At 73.0% G+C, this 19,417-nt stretch carries 15 protein-coding genes; 14 read left to right on the top strand and 1 reads right to left on the bottom strand.

Annotated elements, in window-relative coordinates; genetic code table 11:
* Positions 1–60 precede the first annotated feature (60 nt).
* From WJM95_RS29620 to WJM95_RS29575, 10 genes are all read left to right on the top strand, one after another.
* Positions 61–2,436: a SpoIIE family protein phosphatase gene (locus WJM95_RS29620; RefSeq protein ID WP_339133247.1), complete on the top strand. Its 2,376-nt coding sequence runs from the start codon at positions 61–63 to the stop codon at positions 2,434–2,436.
* Positions 2,437–2,541: 105 nt separating this feature from the next.
* On the top strand, positions 2,542–3,897 hold the full coding sequence (locus tag WJM95_RS29615; RefSeq protein ID WP_339133245.1) for an arsenic transporter: 1,356 nt from the start codon (positions 2,542–2,544) through the stop codon (positions 3,895–3,897).
* A 5-nt stretch (positions 3,898–3,902) separates the two neighbouring features.
* On the top strand, positions 3,903–4,409 hold the full coding sequence (locus WJM95_RS29610) for a universal stress protein (protein WP_339133243.1): 507 nt from the start codon (positions 3,903–3,905) through the stop codon (positions 4,407–4,409).
* 222 nt (positions 4,410–4,631) lie between these two features.
* The gene (locus tag WJM95_RS29605; protein WP_339133241.1) at positions 4,632–5,489 is read left to right on the top strand and encodes an endo alpha-1,4 polygalactosaminidase; all 858 of its coding nucleotides are present in this window, start codon (positions 4,632–4,634) and stop codon (positions 5,487–5,489) included.
* An 11-nt stretch (positions 5,490–5,500) separates the two neighbouring features.
* Positions 5,501–6,793 carry an ABC transporter substrate-binding protein gene (locus WJM95_RS29600; protein ID WP_339133239.1) on the top strand — a complete coding sequence of 431 codons (1,293 nt, stop codon included), beginning with the start codon at positions 5,501–5,503 and terminating at the stop codon, positions 6,791–6,793.
* A gap of 89 nt (positions 6,794–6,882) precedes the next feature.
* Positions 6,883–7,845 (top strand): sugar ABC transporter permease, encoded by a 963-nt coding sequence (locus WJM95_RS29595; protein WP_339133237.1) that lies wholly within the window; start codon positions 6,883–6,885, stop codon positions 7,843–7,845.
* Positions 7,842–8,672 (top strand): carbohydrate ABC transporter permease, encoded by an 831-nt coding sequence (locus tag WJM95_RS29590; RefSeq protein WP_339133235.1) that lies wholly within the window; start codon positions 7,842–7,844, stop codon positions 8,670–8,672. The genes WJM95_RS29595 and WJM95_RS29590 overlap by 4 nt, the downstream gene beginning before the upstream one ends.
* 6 nt (positions 8,673–8,678) lie before the next feature.
* Positions 8,679–9,701 (top strand): carbohydrate kinase family protein, encoded by a 1,023-nt coding sequence (locus WJM95_RS29585; RefSeq protein WP_339133233.1) that lies wholly within the window; start codon positions 8,679–8,681, stop codon positions 9,699–9,701.
* A complete protein-coding gene (locus WJM95_RS29580) occupies positions 9,698–11,017 on the top strand; it encodes an alpha-glucosidase/alpha-galactosidase (RefSeq protein WP_339133231.1) in 1,320 nt (439 codons plus the stop codon). The genes WJM95_RS29585 and WJM95_RS29580 overlap by 4 nt, the downstream gene beginning before the upstream one ends.
* A 139-nt stretch (positions 11,018–11,156) precedes the next feature.
* Positions 11,157–11,579 (top strand): hypothetical protein, encoded by a 423-nt coding sequence (locus WJM95_RS29575; RefSeq protein WP_339133229.1) that lies wholly within the window; start codon positions 11,157–11,159, stop codon positions 11,577–11,579.
* A 59-nt stretch (positions 11,580–11,638) separates the two neighbouring features.
* On the opposite strand, the gene WJM95_RS29570 is transcribed toward WJM95_RS29575, so the two are convergent.
* Complete coding sequence (locus WJM95_RS29570; RefSeq protein ID WP_339133227.1) at positions 11,639–14,302, bottom strand: LuxR C-terminal-related transcriptional regulator; 2,664 nt, start codon at positions 14,300–14,302, stop codon at positions 11,639–11,641.
* Between the two features lie 270 nt (positions 14,303–14,572).
* On the opposite strand from WJM95_RS29570, the gene WJM95_RS29565 reads away from it, so the two are divergent.
* The 4 genes from WJM95_RS29565 to WJM95_RS29550 all read left to right on the top strand — a co-directional run bounded on the left by WJM95_RS29565 (position 14,573) and on the right by WJM95_RS29550 (position 19,377).
* Positions 14,573–16,198 carry an MFS transporter gene (locus tag WJM95_RS29565; RefSeq protein ID WP_339133225.1) on the top strand — a complete coding sequence of 542 codons (1,626 nt, stop codon included), beginning with the start codon at positions 14,573–14,575 and terminating at the stop codon, positions 16,196–16,198.
* 128 nt (positions 16,199–16,326) lie between these two features.
* Positions 16,327–16,524: a hypothetical protein gene (locus tag WJM95_RS29560; RefSeq protein WP_339133223.1), complete on the top strand. Its 198-nt coding sequence runs from the start codon at positions 16,327–16,329 to the stop codon at positions 16,522–16,524.
* A 134-nt stretch (positions 16,525–16,658) separates the two neighbouring features.
* Entirely contained in the window at positions 16,659–17,321 is a 663-nt protein-coding gene (locus WJM95_RS29555) for an HdeD family acid-resistance protein (protein ID WP_339133221.1), read from the top strand.
* 205 nt (positions 17,322–17,526) lie between these two features.
* Positions 17,527–19,377: a phospholipid carrier-dependent glycosyltransferase gene (locus tag WJM95_RS29550; RefSeq protein ID WP_339133219.1), complete on the top strand. Its 1,851-nt coding sequence runs from the start codon at positions 17,527–17,529 to the stop codon at positions 19,375–19,377.
* Positions 19,378–19,417 lie beyond the last annotated feature (40 nt).

Genomic DNA, 19,417 nt, shown 5'->3' with positions numbered 1-19,417 from the left:
CTGGAACCCGGACGGCGCGCTTGATCACCGCGAGTGTGCGTACAAGGGAAAGTGGCGACGATGAGCCCGGTCCACCCTCTCGACGAGGCCACCACCGCACGGGCGGTCATCGACGGGAACGGCACCCTGATCCACTGGAACGAGGGCGCCCGGCGGCTCCTTGGCTATTCGCCCGAGGAGGTCGAGGGCCGCCCGGCGGCGGACCTCCTCGCCCCCGGGACCACGACTCCGCTCCCGGGCACCGGGGGCGACCGCCGCGACGGCGTGCTCGCCCTGCGCCACCGCGACGGCCGGGTGCTGTCCGTGTGGCTGCTCGCCCATCCCCGCAAGGACACCGGCGGCTGGCTCGTGCTCACCCCGGTCGAGGGCCTGGAGCCGCGCACCCCGGACGACCCGCTGGCCCGTGCCTTCCTCGCCCAGGCGCCGTGCGCCATGGCCGTCTACGACGAGCGGCTGCGGCTGTACGGCCTCAACGACGCGATGTCCGAGGTGATCGGCATCCCCGAGGAGCGCATCCGGGGGCTGAAGGTCTCGGAGATCGGCTCCGGGGAGTCCGGGGAGCGGCTGGAGCGCGAGATGGCCGAGGTGCTCGCCTCCGGCCGGAGCCGTGACGTGGAGACGTACGCGCGCGCCGGCGGCGAGGAGCGGGCGCACCACTGGCTCGCGCGGATCGCCCCGCTCACCGACACCCACGGACGCGTCATCGGCGTGTGTGTGGCCGCGCACGACACCACCGAGCAGAACCGGGCCCGCGAGCGGCTCCAACTGGTCAACGAGGCCAGCGTGCGCATCGGCACCACCCTCGACGTCACGCGGACGGCCCAGGAACTGGCCGACGTCTGCGTCCCCGCGCTCGCCGACTTCGTCAGCGTCGATCTGCTGGACCCGCCGGAGAACGGCGCCGAGTACAGCGTCGGGCCGCCGGCCGCCCCGGTCACGCTGCGCCGCGCCGCCCACCGCTCGGTGAGCGCCGGGAACCCGGAAGCGGTCCTCGAACCCGGTGACGTCGACGTGTATCCCGCGTCCTCGCCGCAGGCCGACTCGCTGGTCGTCGGCCGTCCCCTCGTCGCGCCGAACGCGAACGGCACCCTGGCGAAGTGGCTGAGCTGGGACGGGCCGCGCGGGCAGCACGTACGGGAGTACGGCGTCCACGCCACCATGTCGGTGCCCGTCCGGGCGCGCGGCCGGACCCTCGGGGTCGTCGTCCTCAGCCGGTTCCGGCGGCCCGACCCCTTCACGGCCGACGACGTGCTGCTCGCCGAGGAGGTCACGGCCAGAGCCGCCGTCTGCATCGACAACGCCCGGCGCTTCTCCCGCGAGCGGCAGACGGCGCTGGCCCTTCAGCGCAGCCTCCTGCCCCAGTCCCTGCCCCGGACCGCGGCCCTGGAGGCGGCCTCGCGCTATCTGCCGGCGGCGCGCGCCGGGGTCGGCGGCGACTGGTTCGACGTGATCCCGCTGTCCGGGATGCGGGTCGCCATGGTCGTCGGCGACGTCATCGGCAACGGCATCCAGGCCTCGGCGACGATGGGCCGGCTGCGCACCGCCGTCCGCACGCTCGCCGACATCGATCTGGCCCCGGACGAACTGCTCACCCACCTCGACGACCTCGTCGTACGGCTGTCCGCCGAGGCCGGGGCCGAGGGGATCACCGGAGAGGTGGGCGCCACCTGCGTCTACGCGGTGTACGACCCGGTCTCCCGGCGCTGCACGCTCGCCAGCGCGGGCCATCCGCCGCCCGTCGTCCTGCCGCCGGACGGACCGCCCCGCCAGATCGACGTGCCGCCCGGTCCCGCCCTCGGCATGGGCGGGCTGCCCTTCGAGTCGGCCGAACTCGACCTGCCGGAGGGCACGGTGCTCGCGCTGTACACCGACGGTCTGCTGGAGAGCCGGGACCGGGACGTCGAAGCGGGCCTGCGGCTGTTCTGCCGGGCGCTCCAGGAGTCCTCGCGAAGCCTGGAGGGCGCGGCCCACGCGATCCTCCAGGCGCTGCTCCCCTCGGGCGGGGCGCCGGACGACGTGGCGCTGCTGCTCGCCCGTACGCAGGGCCTCGCCCCGTCCGACGTGTCCACCTGGGCCATCCCCGCGGACCCCGCCCTCGTCGCGCCGATCCGCAAGCAGGTCGCCGACCAGCTGGAGGTGTGGGGGCTCACGGCGGCCACGTTCACGGCCGAGCTGGTGGTGAGCGAGCTGGTCACCAACGCCATCCGCTACGGCGAACCGCCCATCCGGCTGCGGCTCATCCACGACACCGAGACCCTGATCTGCGAGGTCTCGGACAGCAGCCACACCGCGCCCCATCTGCGCCGGGCGAAGACCTTCGACGAGGGCGGCCGCGGGCTGCTCCTCGTCGCCCAGCTCACCCAGCGCTGGGGCAGCCGGCACACCCCCGAGGGCAAGACGATCTGGGCGGAGCTGTCCCTCCTCGGCGAGGAGTGAGCGCGCGAGGCCGGCGCGGCGACCGGTCGGCGGGGGCGAGCGCCGCGGCGGGGCGGCGACGCGAGGGGAGGGTGTTCACCGGCGAGCGCCGCCCCGTCTGATGTGATGGAGGGCGCCGTCGTCACCGCCCGAAGGAACACCATCCTGAACAGCACATTCGTCCAAGGCCTCCCCGGCGCGACCGGCACGCCCCTGGCAGCCGCTCTCGCGAGCCCGCTCGCCGAGACGCTGTCCGTCGTCCTGCTCGCGGCCGTCCTCGTCTGCGCGGTGGTGCGGCCGTTCGGCTGGCCCGAGGCGGTCGTGGCCGTGCCCGCCGCGGGGCTGGTCCTGGCCACCGGGGCGATCTCCTGGGACCACGCCCGCGCGGAGGCCGCCCATCTGGGGCCGGTGATCGGCTTCCTCGCCGCCGTCCTCGTCCTGGCCAAGTACTGCGACGACGAGGGCCTCTTCCAGGCGTGCGGCGCCTGGATGGCGCGCTGGGCCGCGGGGCAGCCCGGCCGGCTGCTGACCGCCGTGTTCGTGCTCGCCTCGGCGATCACGGCGGTGCTCAGCCTGGACGCCACCATCGTGCTGCTCACCCCCGTCGTGTTCGCGACGGCGGCGCGGATGGGGGCCCGCCCCAAGCCGCACGTGTACGCGTGCACCCACCTGTCGAACACCGCCTCGCTGCTCCTGCCGGTCTCCAACCTCACCAACCTGCTCGCGTTCACCGCCAGCGGTCTGAGCTTCACCCGGTTCGCCGCGCTGATGGTGCTGCCCTGGCTGGTGGCGATCGGCGCCGAGTACGTGGTCTTCCGGCGCTTCTTCGCCCGTGACCTCGCGGTGGGCGCGTCCTCCGGGCACACGGAGGAACCGCCGGACGTGCCGCTGTTCGCCCTGATCACCGTGGGCTGCACCCTCGCCGGGTTCGTCCTCGCCTCGGCCGTCGGCATCGACCCTGCCTGGTCCGCCGCCGCGGGGGCGCTCGTGCTGGCCGGACGAGCGCTCGTCCGCCGCCGCACCACCCCGCTCACCGTCGTGCGCGCCGCGGCGCCTTCCTTCCTCGCCTTCGTCCTGGCGCTCGGCATCGTCGTCCGCGCGGTGGTCGACAACGGTCTGGCCGGCGCCCTCGACGACCTCCTTCCGACGGGCGGCTCGCTGGCGGCACTGCTCGGTGTCGCCGCGATCGCCGCCGTCCTGGCCAACCTGATCAACAACCTGCCGGCGGTCCTCGTCCTGCTGCCGCTGGCCGCCGACTCCGGCGCGGGCGCGGTGCTGGCCGTCCTGCTCGGCGTCAACATCGGACCCAATCTGACGTACGCCGGTTCCCTCGCGACGCTGCTGTGGCGTCGTATCGTGCATCAGCACGAACACGGCGTCGACCTGAAGGAGTTCACCCGGCTGGGCCTGATCGCCGTCCCCGCGGCCCTGGTCCCCGCCGTGCTGGCGCTGTGGGTCTCGCTCCACGTCATCGGAGGCTGATGGGCATGCGGGTGGTCGTCTGGCTGGTCGAGGGAACATGGCCGGCGTGCGTGGACGCCGTACGGACGCACGCCCCCGGCGCGACGGAGGTGGTGCTGCTCCATGTCGCGGACCCCGCCGTGCCCGGTCTCGCGCACGGCGCGTTCGCGGGACTCCTCGGCCGCGGACGGTCCGAACCCGACCCCGGCGACCTGCTGGAGAGCCTCGGCACGGTCTCCGCGGCCGAGCTCCTCGACGCGGCGGCCCAGCGCCTCGGGAGCCCGGCGACCCGCCTGGAGCGCACCGGCCGGGTCGAGCGGGAGGTGGTCGCCGCGGCCGAGGGCGCCGGACTGCTGGTGCTGGCCCGCGACGGCGACCGCAGCCGGCTCGGCCCGCACAGCCTGGGCCCCGCCGGACGCTTCGTCGTCGACCACGCCCCCTGCCCCGTGCTGCTCGTCTGGCCCGAACCGGCCCCGGACGTCACGACGTTGCCGCCCCCTCCCCCGCACCCGCCGCACCCCCCGCGTCCCTGACGCCCCGGTCCGGCGGGCGTCCTCGCCGGACGACGCCCCAAGCCTTGGCCCGCACTTGACGAAGTCGGGCCTGCACGATTTGATCCTGAGCGTGCCGTGGCGCGACCCGGCACGCAGAGGTGCGCCCAGCCGGTAACGGACCAGGTTCAAGTCCGGCCAAAGTCGCCAGGATCGCTCGAAGCGTCCGAGGCGGGGACGTACTCGCGATTTGATGGAGCGGACATGCCCCCCGTCAAACGTGTTCTCCGCACCGGAGTCCTGGTCACGGCCACCGCCCTGACCGGCCTCCTGACACTGCCCGGCTGCGATCCAGGCAAGGACACCGGCGCCTCGGCGAAACCGGATCCCGGCCCCCACCGAACCGCCACCGCCGTCCAACTCCCGCCCCTGCACGCGGGGTTCGACTACCAGATCGGCGGCGCCTACACTCCGGCCGCCGACGTCCGCATCGTCAGCCGCGACCGTTCCTCCACACCGGCCCGCGGCCTCTACAACATCTGCTACGTCAACGCGTTCCAGGCCCAGCCCGAGGAACGCGCGCAGTGGCCGGCCGACCTGCTGCTGCGGGACGCGGACGGCAAGGCCGTCGTCGACAAGGACTGGAACGAGGCGCTCCTCGACATCCGGACGCCGGACAAGCGCCGCCGGGTGGCCGCGCGCGTCGACCGGTGGATCGACGAGTGCGCCGACAAGGGATTCGACGCCGTCGAGCCCGACAACTACGACAGTTACACCCGCTCCCGGAACCTGCTGACCGCGGACGACGCCACCGCGTTCATCACCCTGCTGTCCCGGCACGCGCACGCCCGGCATCTGGCGATCGCCCAGAAGAACACGGCCGAACTGGCGGGTCTCAGGTCACGGACCGGGCTCGACTTCGCGGTGGCCGAGGAGTGCGGCCAGTACGACGAGTGCGGCACGTACGCGAAGGCCTTCCACGACCGGGTGGTGGTCATCGAGTACACCGACAGCGGACTGCGCAAGGCCCGCGCGGCCTACGGCGACCGGCTGAGCATCGTGCGCCGGGACGTGATGGTCTCGACTCCCGGCAGCGCGGACTACGTCCGCAGGACGCGCTGAGGGGGCCCCGGATGACACGCGTGATCGCGCGGCGCCGACTGCTCCTCGGAGCCGCGGCCGCCGGGGCACTGGCGGGCTGCGGCGGCCCCTCGGACGGCGTCGGCGCCGACGGCAGGGTGACCGTCGAGCTGTGGCACGGCCAGAACGACACGGCCAGGAAGGCCCTGGAGGCCCTGGTCGCCGAGTTCAACCGCACCCATCCCCGCATACGGGTGGACAGTTCGGGCGGCGGAGTGGTGGCCGACGCCATGCTCCAGAAGGTGACGGCCGCGCTCGCCGCCGGCTCCTACCCCGACATCGCCTACATCTTCGGCTCGGACCTGGCGAGCGTCGCCCGCAGTCCCCGGGTCGTCGACCTCACCTCCGCGCTGCACGGGGGCACCCCGTCCTGGAGCTCCTTCTGGGCGCCGGTACGGGACGCGGTCACCGTCAACGGCAAGGTGCGCGCCGCCCCGGCGGTGCTCGACTCGCTGGCCGTCGTCTACAACAAGAAGCTGTTCCGGCGGGCCGGGGTCCCCTTCCCGAAGGCGGGCTGGAGCTGGGACGAGTTCACCGACACCGCGCGCAGGCTCACCGACCCCGGGCGCGGTGTGTTCGGCACGGGCTGGCCGGGCACCGGCGACGAGGACACCGTCTGGCGGCTGTGGCCGATGGTCTGGGACCTCGGCGGCGAGGTGATCGCCGCCGACGGCAAACGGATCGGCTTCGCCCGGCAGGGCCCCCGCGCCCTGTCGACGCTGGCCCGGCTGGCCCACGACAGGAGCGTGTACGTCGACCCGAAACCCGGCAGCGAGCAGATGTACCAGGTCTTCCTCAGCGGCCGGATGGGCATGGTGGCCACCGGTCCCTGGGAGCTCCCGGACGTCATCGGCGCCAAGGTCGACTACGGCGTCGTCCCGCTCCCCAGCTACAGCGGAAGGCCGATCACCATTTCGGGGCCGGACACCTGGACCGTGTTCGACAACGGTTCCGCCCGCTCCCGCGCGGCCGTCGAGTTCGTGCGCTGGATGATCCGGCCGTCCCAGGACGCGCGCTGGGACCTCTCGGCGGGTGGCCTCCCGCTCAGCTCGGCCACCGCCCGCCGTCCGGAGTGGCGCGAGCACTCCGCGACGACCACCGGTCTCGGGGTGTTCACCGACACGCTGGCCTCCGCCCGGGTCAGGCCCGTGCACGCCGCCTATCCGCAGATCTCCCAGGCCTTCGGCGAGGCGATCGTCTCGGTCCTGCTCGGCAAGGACTCCCCCGCCCACGCCGTCCGCCGGTGCGCCGAGACGGCCGACGCGGCCCTGCTCATCCCCCGGTGAACCCGCCTCGTCCCCGGTGACCTCGGCTCGTTCCCCGGTGACCTCGACTTCAGACGTTCCCAGCTGACTCCCAGCTGAAGGAGGCCGTCATGTCCACCCTTCCCCGCGCCCTCACCGTCGTACCGGGCCCAGCGGTGACCCCGGCCGCCGCACGGCGTGCCGCCCGCCGTCGCGGCCGGCGCGAGAGCGCCACCGCCTGGGCCTTCATCAGCCCCGCCGTCGTCGTGATCCTCGGCCTGAGCATCGTGCCCGTCGTCTGGTCGCTGCTGCTCTCCTTCCGGGCCGACGACCTCGTCACCCCGGGCCGCTGGGTCGGCCTCGACAACTACCGCGCACTGGCCCAGGACCCCAACTTCCGTACGGCCGTGGGCAACACCCTGCTGTACACGGCCCTGTACGTGCCGCTCAGCCTGGTCGGCGGGCTGGTGCTGGCCCTGGCGCTGAACCGCCGCATCCGGTTCATCGGCCTCTACCGCACGCTCGTCTTCGTCCCCTTCGTGGTCTCGGCGACCGCGCAGGGCGTGCTGTTCTCGTTCATCCTCGATCCGGAGTTCGGGGTCGCCAACTCCCTGCTGCACACGATCGGGCTGTCCCCGCAGGGCTTTCTCACCGACCCGGACCAGGCGATCTATCTGCTGGTGCTGATCTCGCTGTGGAGCGGTGTCGGCTTCTGCGTCGTCGTCTATCTCGCCGCGCTCCAGGACGTCCCGCCCGAACTGGTGGAGGCCGCGCGGATCGACGGGGCGGGCCGCGGGCGGGTGCTGCGCCACATCGTCCTGCCGACGCTCACCCCGGTCACCGTGTTCCTGCTGCTGTGGCAGCTGATCACGGCGCTCCAGGTCTTCGACCTGATCTACGTGACGACCAAGGGCGGCCCGCTGGGTTCGACCGGCGTGGTCGTCTACTTCGTCTGGCAGCAGGCGTTCCAGACGTTCACGGCGGGCTACGGGGCCGCGGCGGCGTACGTCCTCGCGGTCGCGCTGCTGGTCGCGGGCGGAGCGCTGCGTCTGGTCATGCGCCGGCAGGAACGCGGCGAAGGAGCGGTCCGATGACCTCACCCCTCACCTCCCGCAGGCCGAGCGGCTGGCATCTGCTGCTGGCGCCGATGGCGCTGTGTTTCGCGCTGCCGCTGCTCTGGCTGGTGCTCAGCTCGGTGATGTCCGACGCGGAGATCAACCGGTTCCCGCCCGCGCTGTGGCCCAAGGGGATCGACCTCGGCGGCTACCGCTACGTGCTCGGGAACGCGATGTTCCCGCGCTGGTTCGTCAACTCGCTGATCGTCGCGGTCGCGGCGGTCCTGTCGAATCTGCTGCTCGGCGCGCTCAGCGGCTACGCCTTCGCCCGGATGCGGTTCGCCGGATCGAGGATCCTGCTCGCCCTGATGCTGGCGACCATGGTGATCCCCTTCCAGCTCACGATGATCCCGACCTTCCTGGTGATGAAGGAGCTGGGGCTCATCGACACGCTCGGCGCGCTGATCGTGCCCTCGCTCGTCACCCCGTTCGCGGTCTTCCTGTTCCGGCAGTTCTTCCTGGCGCTGCCGAGGGAGATGGAGGAGGCGGCCTGGATCGACGGGTGTTCGCGGCTGCGGGTGCTGTTCTCGATCGTGCTGCCGCTGGCCCGGCCCGCGCTGGCCACGGTCGCCGTGCTGACGTTCCTGAGCACCTGGAACGACCTGTCCTGGCCGCTCATCGCGATCAACCACGACACGCAGTACACCTTGCAGCTCGGTCTGACGACGTTCCAGGGGCAGCACCACACCCGGTGGTCGGCGGTGATGGCGGGCAACGTGATCACCGTGCTGCCGGTGCTGGTCGCGTTCCTGCTGGCGCAGAAGACCTTTGTCCAGTCGCTCACTTCGAGCGGTCTGAAGGGCTAGGACACGATGAAATCCTTCGATCTCCTGGTCGTCGGCGACGCCAATCCGGACGTCGTCGTCGGCCCGCTGCGCGGCCCGCTGGAGTTCGGGCAGCGCGAGCAGCTCGTCGAGCACGCCGGACTGGTGCTCGGCGGCTCCGCGGCGATCATGGCGTGCGGGGCCGCGCGGCTCGGGCTGCGGGTCGCCTTCGCGGGCCGGGTGGGCGACGATCCCGCGGGCGCCTTCGTGCGCGAGGCGCTCGCCGGGCGCGGTGTGGACGTGGGCGCCCTGGTCACCGACCCGGTGCGGCCCACTCCGCTCACGGCGGTGGTCATGGCCGGGGACGGGGACCGGGCCATCCTCACGGCGCAGGGCTGTCTCACGGCGACCGGTCCCGAGGACGTGCCCAGGGACCTGGTCCGGGCCTCCCGGCACGTGCACGCGGCGTCGTTCTTCCTGATGCCCCGTCTGGCGCGTTGCCTGGCGGCCGTGTTCGTGCTGGCGCGGCAGTCCGGGGCGACGACCTCGCTCGACACCAACGACGACCCCGCCGGACGCTGGGACCCCGAACTCCTCGACCCGGTGCTGAAGTTCACCGACTTCCTGCTGCCCAACGCGGCGGAGGCGGCGGCATTGTCCGGGCAGCGCGAACCGGTCGCGGCCGCCGCCGCCCTGGCCGGCCGGGGACCGGTGGTCGTGGTCAAGGACGGCGCGAACGGCGCCCTCGCCCACACCGGCACCGAGCTGACGCGCGCGGCGGCGGTCGCCGTCGAGCCCGTGGACACGGTCGGCGCCGGCGACAGCTTCGACGCCGGGTTCGTCGCCGCCACCCTGCGCGGACTCGACCCGCTCTCCGCGCTCACGGTGGCCGCGGCCTGCGGTTCGCTCTCCACCCGGGCGCACGGCGGTACGGCGGCCCAACCCACCTGGGACGAAGCCCTGGCCGCCGCCCGCGCGACGCTCCCCGGCCACCCCGGCGTCCCGGACACCGCGCAGGACCCGGCCATGTCACCGACCCCACGCACCCGCGAGACCAGGAGCCGTTCATGAACGACGTCACCGCCCCGAAGATCGCCTTCATCGGAGCCGGGAGCGTGGTGTTCACCCAGGGACTGCTGGCCGACCTGCTCGCTTTCCCCGAACTCGCCCACGCCCGGGTCGCGTTGCACGACATCGACCCGGAGCGCCTGGACACGGCCGAGGGCGCGGCGCGGTACATCGCCGGCGTACGCGGCGCCAAACCCACCATCACCGCGCACCTCGACCGCCGGGCGGCCCTGGAGGACGCCGACTTCGTCATCAACATCATCCAGGTCGGCATGGACGGCGCGACCCGCACCGACTTCACCGTCCCCGCCCGCTACGGACTGCGCCAGACCATCGGCGACACGCTCGGCATCGGGGGCATCTTCCGCGCCCTGCGCACCTTCCCCGTGCTGCGCGGGCTCGCCGCCGACATGAGCGAACTCTGCCCCGACGCGCTGCTGTTGAACTACACCAACCCGATGGCGATGAACGTCCTGTATCTGAGCCGCATCGCCCCGCGGCTGCGCGTCACCGGCCTGTGCCACTCGGTGCACTGGACCGTGCACGACCTCGCCCAGCTCGTCGGCGTCCCCTTCGAGGAGGTCACCCATCTGGCGGCCGGGGTCAACCACCAGGCGTGGCTGCTGCGTTTCGAGCGCGCCGGCCAGGACCTGTACCCCCTCCTGGACGAGGCGATCGCCAAGGACCCCGGGCTGCTGCGCCGGGTCCGCGTGGACATGTACCGCCGTCTCGGCCACTACCCGACCGAGACCAGCGAGCACTCCTCGGAGTACGTGCCGTGGTACCTCCACCACGACAGCGAGATCGAGCGGCTCAGACTGCCGGTGGGCGCCTATCTGGAGATCATCGAGGAGAACGCGGCGAGCTACCGGCGCACCAGGGACGCCCTCGCCTGCGGAAGCCCCCTCCCTGTCGAGGGCACCATGGAGTACGCCCCGCAGATCATCCACAGCACGCTGACCGGCACCCCGCGCACGATCTACGGCAACGTGCCCAACCGCGGTCTGATCGACAACCTCCCGGCGGACTCCGTCGTCGAAGTCCCGTGCCTGACGGACGCGCTGGGGGTCCAGCCGACCCGGATCGGAGCGCTGCCCCCGCAGTGCGCCGCGCTGAACAGCGCGTACGTCTCCGTCACCGATCTGGTGGTGCGCGCCGCCACCGATCACGAGCCGCGCCACATCCGGCACGCCGCGATGGCCGACCCCGCGACGGCCGCGGCCCTCCCGGTCGAGCGCATCTGGGACCTGTGCGACGACCTCGTACGGGCTCACGGGGATCTGCTCCAGCCCGAGCTGAGGGCGCTGCTGGGGCACTGAGGCGCGGTCCGGGGGCCCGGGGCCCGCGGCGGGGTGTCCGTTCACCGTCACCCTTGGCGGGTGAGGCCGCGGGCGCCCGGCTGTCGCAGGCTCGGTGGTGAGTGGCTGCGGTCGCAGCCCGTGCAACGGAGGTCCCGCCATGGCAACCACCCAGCATCACAGCACCCACTCCAAGACAGCCCTGACGGCGGCCGGCGGCTTGACGATCTTCGCCTCGGTGATGTTGTTCGTCGCCGGTGTCCTGGACATCCTGCGGGGCGTCATGGCCATCGCCCAGGACGACGTCTTCGTGACCACCCAGAACTACGTCTTCAAGTTCGACCTGACGAGCTGGGGCTGGATCCACCTGGCACTCGGCGCGCTCGCCGTGGTCGTGAGCCTCGGCCTGTTCGCGGCGGCCACCTGGGCACGCGTGATCGGCGTGGGGATCGCCGCGCTGCTGATCATCGCCAACTTCCTCGACATCCCGTACTACCCCGTCTGGTCGCTGACGCTGATAGCCCTGTACGGATTCGTCATCTGGGCGCTCTGCGTGGCCCGGCCGGACAAGGACATGGGCTGAGCGAGGGCCGGCGCCGGGCGCCGGCCCGCCGTCCGCGGTGGCGTGGCACGGAGCCGCGCTCACAGGAGGTGCAGGTCGCGGGCCCGCCGTACGGCCTCGCCCCGGCGGGTGGCCGCGAGCTTGCGGTAGACGCTCTTGAGATGGGTCTTGACCGTGTTGACCGACAGATGCAGGTCGGCGGCGATCTCGTCCCTCGACATCATCTGCGCCAGCCGCTCCAGCACCTCCTGCTCGCGCTCGCTGAGCGGTTCGATCACCGGCTCGGCCACCGGTTCCCGTTCCGGCGGCCCGCCCTGCCCGGCACCACGGACCGCGGACATCCCGGGGAGCCATTCATGGCCCTGCGCCAGTACGGGCCGGTGCCGCACGAAGTTCCGCAGCCAGGGGCCCGCCTCCAGGAACGGTCTCCTCAGCTGCTCCGGTCTCGCCGTCCGCAGGGCCCGCGCCACCAGCCGCTGAGCGGTGGAGTCGTCGCCCAGCGCGTCCGCTGTCTGCGCCCGGGCGAGCAGCACCCGGACCACGACCCCCGGGCCGTCGTCCGGCTCGGGGGAGAGCGCGTCGAGCAGGGCGCGCGCCGCCTCCCGGTCACCGGTCGCGAGCCGGGCCCGGACGGCGACGGCCGCGGCCTCGGGCCCGGTCGCCCGCTCCTCCGTGAGCACCTCGGCCGCGGCGAGCGGTTCGCCCAGGGCCAGGTACGCGGTGGACATGGCCAGCGCGGCCCGGTCGCGCACCCACGGCGAGGGCTCGACCCCGTGCGGCGGACGTCTCAGCTCCTGGAGGACGCGCAGCGCCTCCTTCGGATGTCCCTTGGCCAGCAGCAGGCGGGAGCGCAGCAGCGCCAGGCCCGCCGTCGCGACGGGATCGTGCGAGGCCGGCCCGGAGACGGTCGCCCGGTCGAGGTGGTTCTGTGCGGCGGCCAGGTCGTCGCGGTCGACGCAGACGGCGGCGAGGACCAGTTCGGCGACACCCGTCCGGGCGGCGGGCGGCAGACCGGAGCGGTCCGCCTCGGCGACCGCCGCCCGCGCGTGCGACTCCGCGCGGCCCGGCCGGCCGCACAGGAGGTCGATCAGGGCGAGCCGGCTCAGGGATTCGTGCCGGGGACAGGCCGTGGACGGTCCGTCGTCGACCCGCGCGGCGGCGGACAGGGAGGCCCGGGCGGCCTCGAACCGTCCCGCCCACAGCTGCGCCGATCCGAGGCCCGTGAGCATCAGGGCGGGCAGTTCCGGGTGGCGTTCCAGCCGCTCGGCCGGGAGGGCCGGTTCCGCCGCCCTCATGTCCTCGGCCGCCGCCTGCGCCCGGTCCGCGGAACCGGTCAGCCGGGCGGCGCAGACCCGCAGCAGGGCGTGGCTCAGCCGCAGGGCCGCCGTGTCCGCCCCCTGCTCGCCCAGGTTCTCCCCGGCCCGGCGCAGATACTCCAGTCCGCGGTCGACGTCGTGGCGTACGAGTTCGCGGGCGGCGCGCACCAGACAGGCGGCCGGTCCGGCGGCGTCCGGAGGCATGGCGGCGAAGAGCAGGTCGAGGCGCTCGGCGTCGAGTCCGGTCAGCAGTTCCCCGATGGCCAGCTCGTCGACGAACCGGTCGGCGGCGAGTTCCCATTCCCCGGCCCCGGCCGCGTGCGGCAGGGCCTCGGCCAGCAGTCCCGCCTCGCTCAGCCAGCGTGCGGCGCGCCGGTGCAGTTCCGGTTCGATGCCGGGAAGTCTGACCCTGAGGTGGACCCGCAGGATCTCGGCGAACAGGGGGTGCAGCCGGTACCACGAGTGGCCGATCGCCTCCACGAAGGCGTTGGCGTGCTGGAGCCTGGCCAGCAGGGGATCCGCGTCGTCCCGGCCGGTCAGGGCGTTGGCCAGGTCCGGGTGGATCTGGTCGAGGATGCTCGACCGCAGGAGCAGGTCCTGTGTCTCCTCCGGCTGCGCCTCCAGGACCTCGGCCAGGAGGAAGTCGGCGAGCGTGCTCTGGCCGGCCTCGAAGTTCTTGAGGAAGGTGTCCGGATCGTCGACGTGCTGGGCGGCGAGGATGCACAGGCGCAGTCCGGCCGCCCAGCCTCCGGTCCACTGGGTCAGCGACCGCGCGCCGTCCTCGGACAGGCGGATGTCGTGCCGTCCGAGCAGGGCGGTCGTCTCGCCCGGGACGAACGCCAGGTCGGCGCCGCGGACCTCGGCGACCTCGCCCGCGGCCCGGTAGCGGTGCAGGGGCAGTTGCGGCTCCGTACGGCTGACGACGACCAGGCGCAGACCGCCGCCCGCGTGCCGCAGGACGAACTGGAGCTCGTCGGCGACCTCGGCGGAGGCTCCGACCCGGTCGAACTCGTCGAGCACCAGGATCACGGGTTCCGCGCGTTCGCTCAGCCAGGCGGCCAGCCGGGTGAGCAGGGAGTGGTCCACGTCTCCGGGGCTTGACGGGCTGCCGATGTCGTCCGGGACGGCGGCCCCGTGCCGTCGCAGGGCTTCCAGGACGTACGTCCAGAAGATTCCGGGGCCGGTGTCCTCGTGCTCCACGGTCAGCCAGGCCACGTCGTCCGGGCGGTCCCGCGTGGAGATCCAGTGGGCCACCAGGAGTGTCTTTCCCGCGCCCGCGGGTCCGTTGACCAGCGTCAGGGGGCCCTGGACGCCCTCGGCGAGCCGTCCGACCAGCCGCGGCCTGCGGACGAAGGTCTCCGTCAGGTCGGGGACGGTGAACCGGACGGCGAGCAGGGGGTCGCCCCCCGGGGTCAGCAGCCCGGCCACGGGACCCCGCCTCCGCGCTCTCCCGTCGGCGGTGACGCGTCCGATCCGATGTGGTCCGGGTCCACGGTTCCCTCCCCGGTGTATCTCCCGTACACCGATCGTCACCCGCTGTCCGGAATGTCGCAACGCGGACTCGGGTCCCGGCCGCGCGTCGCCCGGGTGGCGCGGGAGCGGTGCTGCGGGTGCCATGGAGGTGCGGTGCGGGCGGAGCCCGGCCGGACACCCGTCCGGCGCGAGCCCCCGCGGGCCGAATCGATGAGGTGGTCACCGGTGAGACAGTGGCGCGCTCTGGCCGTGCTGGGGACGGCTCAGTTCCTGATGGTCCTGGACACCTCCGTCATGAACGTGTCCATCAGCCAGCTGGTGGAGGACTTCGACACCGAGGTGACCGCCATCCAGGCCGTCATCACGCTCTACGCGCTGGTCATGGCGGCCTTCATGGCCACCGGCGGGCGGCTCGGCGACATCTTCGGGCGCCGGCGGCTGTTCCTGGTCGGACTCGTCGTGTACGGCACGGGGTCGGCCCTGACCGCGGTGGCGCCCACCCTGTGGGTGCTCGCCTTCGGCTGGTCGGTCGTGGAGGGGCTCGGGGCCGCCCTGGTGCTGCCGGCCATGGCGGCCCTCGTCGCGGAGTCCTACACCGGCAAGGACCGGGCCGTCGCCTACGGCGTCATCGGCGGGCTCGCCGGTGCGGGCATCGCGGTCGGACCGCTGCTGGGCGGCTGGGTGACGACGTACCTCACCTGGCGTCTGGTCTTCGCGGGCGAGGTCGTGCTCGTGATCGCGATGCTTCTCGTCCGCCGGGCGATCCCCGAGTCGCCCCGGCCCGAGCACCGCCCCCGGCTCGACGGCGTGGGCGCGTTCCTGTCGGCGGCGGGTCTCGGCCTCGGCGTCCTCGGTGTCCTCCAGAGCGGTACCTGGGGATGGGTGCAGCCCCAGAACCCTCCCTTCACGGTCTTCGGCTTCGCTCCGACCCTGTTCGTCGTCTCCGCCGGGGTGCTCGTGCTGGCCGCCTTCGCCAAGTGGGAGCGCCGCAGGGAGGCACACGGCACCGACCCGCTGATCCATCTGTCGCTGCTGCACCGGCCGCCCCTGCGCTCGGGCCTGCTGACCCTGGTGAGCCAGAACCTCATCCTGCTGGGGTTGTTCTTCGCCATCCCGCTGTATCTCCAGGTGGTGCAGGGATTCGACGCGTTCCAGACGGGACTGCGGCTGCTCCCGGTGTCCGTCACCATGCTGCTGGCCTCGGTGCTGGCCTCACGGCTCGGGCGGGTGATGGGTCCGCGGCGTGTGGTCAGACTGGCCCTGCTGACGCTGCTCGGGGCGATCACCTGGCTGCTGGCCACCATCGACCCGGTCATCGACGACGCCCAGTTCGCCGGGGCCATGGCGCTGCTGGGCGTCGGCATGGGCCTGCTCGCCTCGCAGTTGGGCAACGTCGTGCAGTCCAGCGTCGGCGAGGCCGAGCGCAGCGAGGTCGGCGGTCTCCAGTTCACGGCCCAGAACCTCGGCTCCGCGCTCGGCACCGCGCTGATCGGCTCGATCCTCGTCGGCGCCCTGGCCCACGCCTTCACCACGCAGGTGGCGAAGCACCCGGACGTGTCGCAGGAGGCGCGTGCGCAGACGAGCATCGCGCTCGAAGCCGGCATCAGCTTCGTGCCCACCGACCAGGTGCGTACCGCTGCCGAAAAGGCCGGGCTGCCGCCGGCCGAGGTCGACGCGGTCACGAGTTCCTACGCGACGGCGCAGCTGAACGGTCTGAAGGCGGCGATCCTCGCGGCCGGCGGGATCACCCTCGCCAGCTTCCTGGTGACGACGCGTCTGCCGACCGGGCCGGCGGGCCGCGCGAAGCCGCCCGGTGACGGCGCCGCGGCCGCCTCCCTCGGACAGGCGTGAGCAAGGGGGGAGGGCGCCGCGGGCCCAGGTTCACCTTTTGCGGGTGAGGGCGGCCGGGTCGCGCGGGCGGATGATCGTGGGGACGGGTGGCGTCCGCCCATCCCGGGCCACCCGCCGGGGAGCCCCGCATGCAGTACGAGATCCGCGTCGAGGGACATCTGTCGGAGACGCTTTCCGAGGCGTTCCCGGAGATGGACCACGTGCTGATCTCCGGCCAGACCATCCTGTTCGGCCCGGTCGTCGACGACGCCCATCTCTACGGCCTGCTGGCCCGCTGCCGGTCGCTCGGACTGCGCGTGGTGGAGATGCGCCAACTGCCCGGGTAGCCACCGGGACCCGAGGATCACCCGTCGGGGGTGAGCCGCCGAAGGCCCGCGCACGGGAGCGTGGATGCCGGGAATCCACCCACCGTCCCGTCGGCGGTCCGCGACCGGGCCGCTCGACCGCGTGAGGAGGAACCATGACGGAATCGCATGGTTCGGCACCGCACACCGGACCGGTATCCGGGCCCGGCGGCCCCGCGTCCGCGCCCCCGGGCGACCCCGTGGTGCTGCTGGACCGCGTCGGCGCCTCCTGGACCTGGCTCCTCGGCTCGGCCGTCGCGACGCTGATCCCCGGCATCCTGGTGCTGGTCTGGCCGGAGGAGACCCTGCACGTCCTCGCGGTGCTCCTCGGGCTCTATCTGCTGGTGATCGGCGTGTTCCGGTTCGTGTCCGTCTTCGGCCACCGCGAGCAGGGCAACCGGTTCGCCACGCTGCTGATCTCGGTGCTCTACGTCCTGGCGGGCGTCCTGTGCCTGCGCCACCCGATGCAGACGATCGCCGCCCTCTCCCTGATCCTCGGGATCGTCTGGCTCGTCTCCGGCGTGCTGACCGCGTACACCGCGCTCGCCGCCAGGGATCTGCCGCACCGCGGCTTCGTGCTGTGCGGGGCGGCGATCGGCGTCATCGCGGGCATCGTGGTCCTCGCCCTGCCGACCGAGTCGGCCCGTGCCCTGACCCGGCTGCTCGGTCTGTGGATGGTCCTGATCGGACTGGTCGAACTCGCCGTGGCCTTCGCCTGGCGGGCCGCCCTGCGCCGGGCGGTCTCCGCCGGGCCACGTGACCCGGCCTCCCCCTACTGAGGCGGGGCCGGAACGGAGGAGTCCGAGCCCGCCCGGCCGGACGCACACCGCCGCCCACGATTCCTCGAGTTGTGCGGAAGGCCGGGCATACTCGTGACTCCCCTGCCGGGCGCCGGCCGGATCTTCCGGCCGGCGCCTCGGCGCGTACCCGAATCCGCGGGCCGCCCGATGAGCAGGCACGCACGGAGCGGACGTAACAAAGGGCATGCCGACATTCCTGGCCAGCAGGCACGCCGAGCACGTGCCCGTGAACGGCGCGGTGGAACCGCACACGCTCCTCGGACGCCTGCGGCCGCACAGGCGGGCCGTGTTCGTCGTGGCCGTGGCGCTGCTGCTGGTCCAGATGGCCGCCGCCATGGTCAGTACGGCCGTGGAGCAGACTCCGACGATCGACGAGCCCGTGTACGTGGGCACCGCGACGGTCTACGTCCAGCAGCACGACCTGAGCTACAACCCCGAGCATCCGCCGCTGGGCAAGCTGATCATCGGGGCCGGGATGCTGTTCGCCCACCCGCACCTCGACCCCGCCTTCCGGGGCGATCAGACCGAACTCGGGCGGCACGTCCTGTACGAGTCGGGCAACGATCCCTGGCGGGTGATGCTGTGGGCACGGCTGCCCGTGATCGTCCTGACGCTGCTGTTCGGCCTGGTCGTCCTCGCCTTCGCCCGTGAACTCGCGGGCCGCACCGGCGCGTTGACGGCCCTCGCGCTCTACGCGTTCTCCCCCGACGTCATCGCCCACGGCTCACTGGCCACGCTCGACGTGCCCGCGACGGGTTTTCTGCTGACCTCGGTGTGGCTGGTGTGGCGGGCCAGGCGACGGCCAGCGCTGTATCTGCCCCTGTCCGCGACGGCGCTCGGCGCCGCGGTGGCGACGAAGATGAGCATGCTGCCGGCGATACCGGTGGTGCTGCTCCTCGCGGTCGCCTCCGTGTGGCACGCGGGCCGCTCCGCCCGCGGCACGGGCCCGGAGGAGGACACCCGGGCGCGCGGGGCCCGGCTGCTCGGGCTCGGCGCCGCGGCCGCCGCCGGGATGGCCGTGGTGGTCGTCGCCGTGGTGTGGGCGACGTATCTGGCCGTCGACCCCCGGCTGCGCTGGGCGGCGCCCGCGGATCTCCCGGCCGTCCACGGACTGCGCGCGTTCGTCATCGACCACCTGCCCGTGCCGAGGCCCTACCGGGACGGGATGCGGGTCCAGTTCGGCTTCGAGAACGCGAGCTGGCAGGGGTTCCTGTTCGGCCGGCTCTACCGGGGATCGCTCTGGTACTACCTGCCGGCCGCGCTGCTGGTGAAGACCCCGCTCGGCATGACGGCCCTGTGGACGGCCGGTTCGCTCACCCTGCTGACCGTACGCCGGCTGCGCCCCGTGGCCCCCTACCTCCTCATCCCGCCGCTGCTGCTCCTTGCCTCGGCGATGACGGGCTCCCGCGACCTCGGCGTGCGCTACGCCCTGTTCATACCGGTGTTCCTGGCGGTCGCGGCGGGCTGCACGGTCGCGGTGCGCGGGCACCGGCCCGCCCGGGCGCAGGCACAGCCGCCCGCCCAGGCGCAGGCACAGCCGCCCGCCCAGGCGGAGGCGCAGGCGGCGCGACGATCCTGGCCGGGGCGGGTCGGCGCCCTGCGGCGGTCCTGGTCCGAGCGGTCCGTGACCGTGACGGCGGCGCTGGTGCTGTTCGTCGCCGTCAGCTCGCTGCTGGCCTACCCGTACTACCTGCCGTACTCGAACGAGGCGTTCGGCGGTCCGGACAAGACGTATCTGCGTCTGCACGACTCGAACGTCGACTGGGGCCAGGACCTGGGCCGGCTCGCCGACCGTCTGGAGAGCCGCTACCCGCACGACAAGGTGTGGCTCGTCTACAAGGGCGCGGGCGTTCCGTCCGCGTACGGCATCGACGCGACCGACCCCCGCACGGTCCCCGCGGACCGGGTGCACGGGCTGCTGGCCGTGTCCGACACCGCGATCGACAAGGCCGACGCCCGCTTGAAGGCGCTGCTCACGACGAGCAGGCGGATCGACGAGGTGGGCCACTCGATGACGTTGTTCCGGAGGCCGTGAGCCGCGGTGGAATAGTTCCGGCCATGATCTATCGGTGTGG

Source organism: Streptomyces sp. f51, from assembly GCF_037940415.1.
Lineage (GTDB): Bacteria > Actinomycetota > Actinomycetes > Streptomycetales > Streptomycetaceae > Streptomyces.
Note: the sequence above shows the minus strand (reverse complement) of the source record. Positions and strands in the feature narration are given on the sequence as shown.

Excerpts from the sequence above, each read along its gene's own strand:
- WJM95_RS29560 (WP_339133223.1), top strand. The coding sequence starts at position 16,327 with ATGCAGTACGAGATCCGCGTCGAGGGACATCTGTCGGAGACGCTTTCC.
- WJM95_RS29595 (WP_339133237.1), top strand. The coding sequence starts at position 6,883 with ATGTCCACCCTTCCCCGCGCCCTCACCGTCGTACCGGGCCCAGCGGTG.
- WJM95_RS29550 (WP_339133219.1), top strand. The coding sequence starts at position 17,527 with ATGCCGACATTCCTGGCCAGCAGGCACGCCGAGCACGTGCCCGTGAAC.
- WJM95_RS29600 (WP_339133239.1), top strand. The coding sequence starts at position 5,501 with ATGACACGCGTGATCGCGCGGCGCCGACTGCTCCTCGGAGCCGCGGCC.
- WJM95_RS29610 (WP_339133243.1), top strand. The coding sequence starts at position 3,903 with ATGCGGGTGGTCGTCTGGCTGGTCGAGGGAACATGGCCGGCGTGCGTG.
- WJM95_RS29585 (WP_339133233.1), top strand. The coding sequence starts at position 8,679 with ATGAAATCCTTCGATCTCCTGGTCGTCGGCGACGCCAATCCGGACGTC.
- WJM95_RS29555 (WP_339133221.1), top strand. The coding sequence starts at position 16,659 with ATGACGGAATCGCATGGTTCGGCACCGCACACCGGACCGGTATCCGGG.
- WJM95_RS29575 (WP_339133229.1), top strand. The coding sequence starts at position 11,157 with ATGGCAACCACCCAGCATCACAGCACCCACTCCAAGACAGCCCTGACG.
- WJM95_RS29580 (WP_339133231.1), top strand. The coding sequence starts at position 9,698 with ATGAACGACGTCACCGCCCCGAAGATCGCCTTCATCGGAGCCGGGAGC.
- WJM95_RS29590 (WP_339133235.1), top strand. The coding sequence starts at position 7,842 with ATGACCTCACCCCTCACCTCCCGCAGGCCGAGCGGCTGGCATCTGCTG.
- WJM95_RS29605 (WP_339133241.1), top strand. The coding sequence starts at position 4,632 with ATGCCCCCCGTCAAACGTGTTCTCCGCACCGGAGTCCTGGTCACGGCC.
- WJM95_RS29615 (WP_339133245.1), top strand. The coding sequence starts at position 2,542 with ATGGAGGGCGCCGTCGTCACCGCCCGAAGGAACACCATCCTGAACAGC.
- WJM95_RS29620 (WP_339133247.1), top strand. The coding sequence starts at position 61 with ATGAGCCCGGTCCACCCTCTCGACGAGGCCACCACCGCACGGGCGGTC.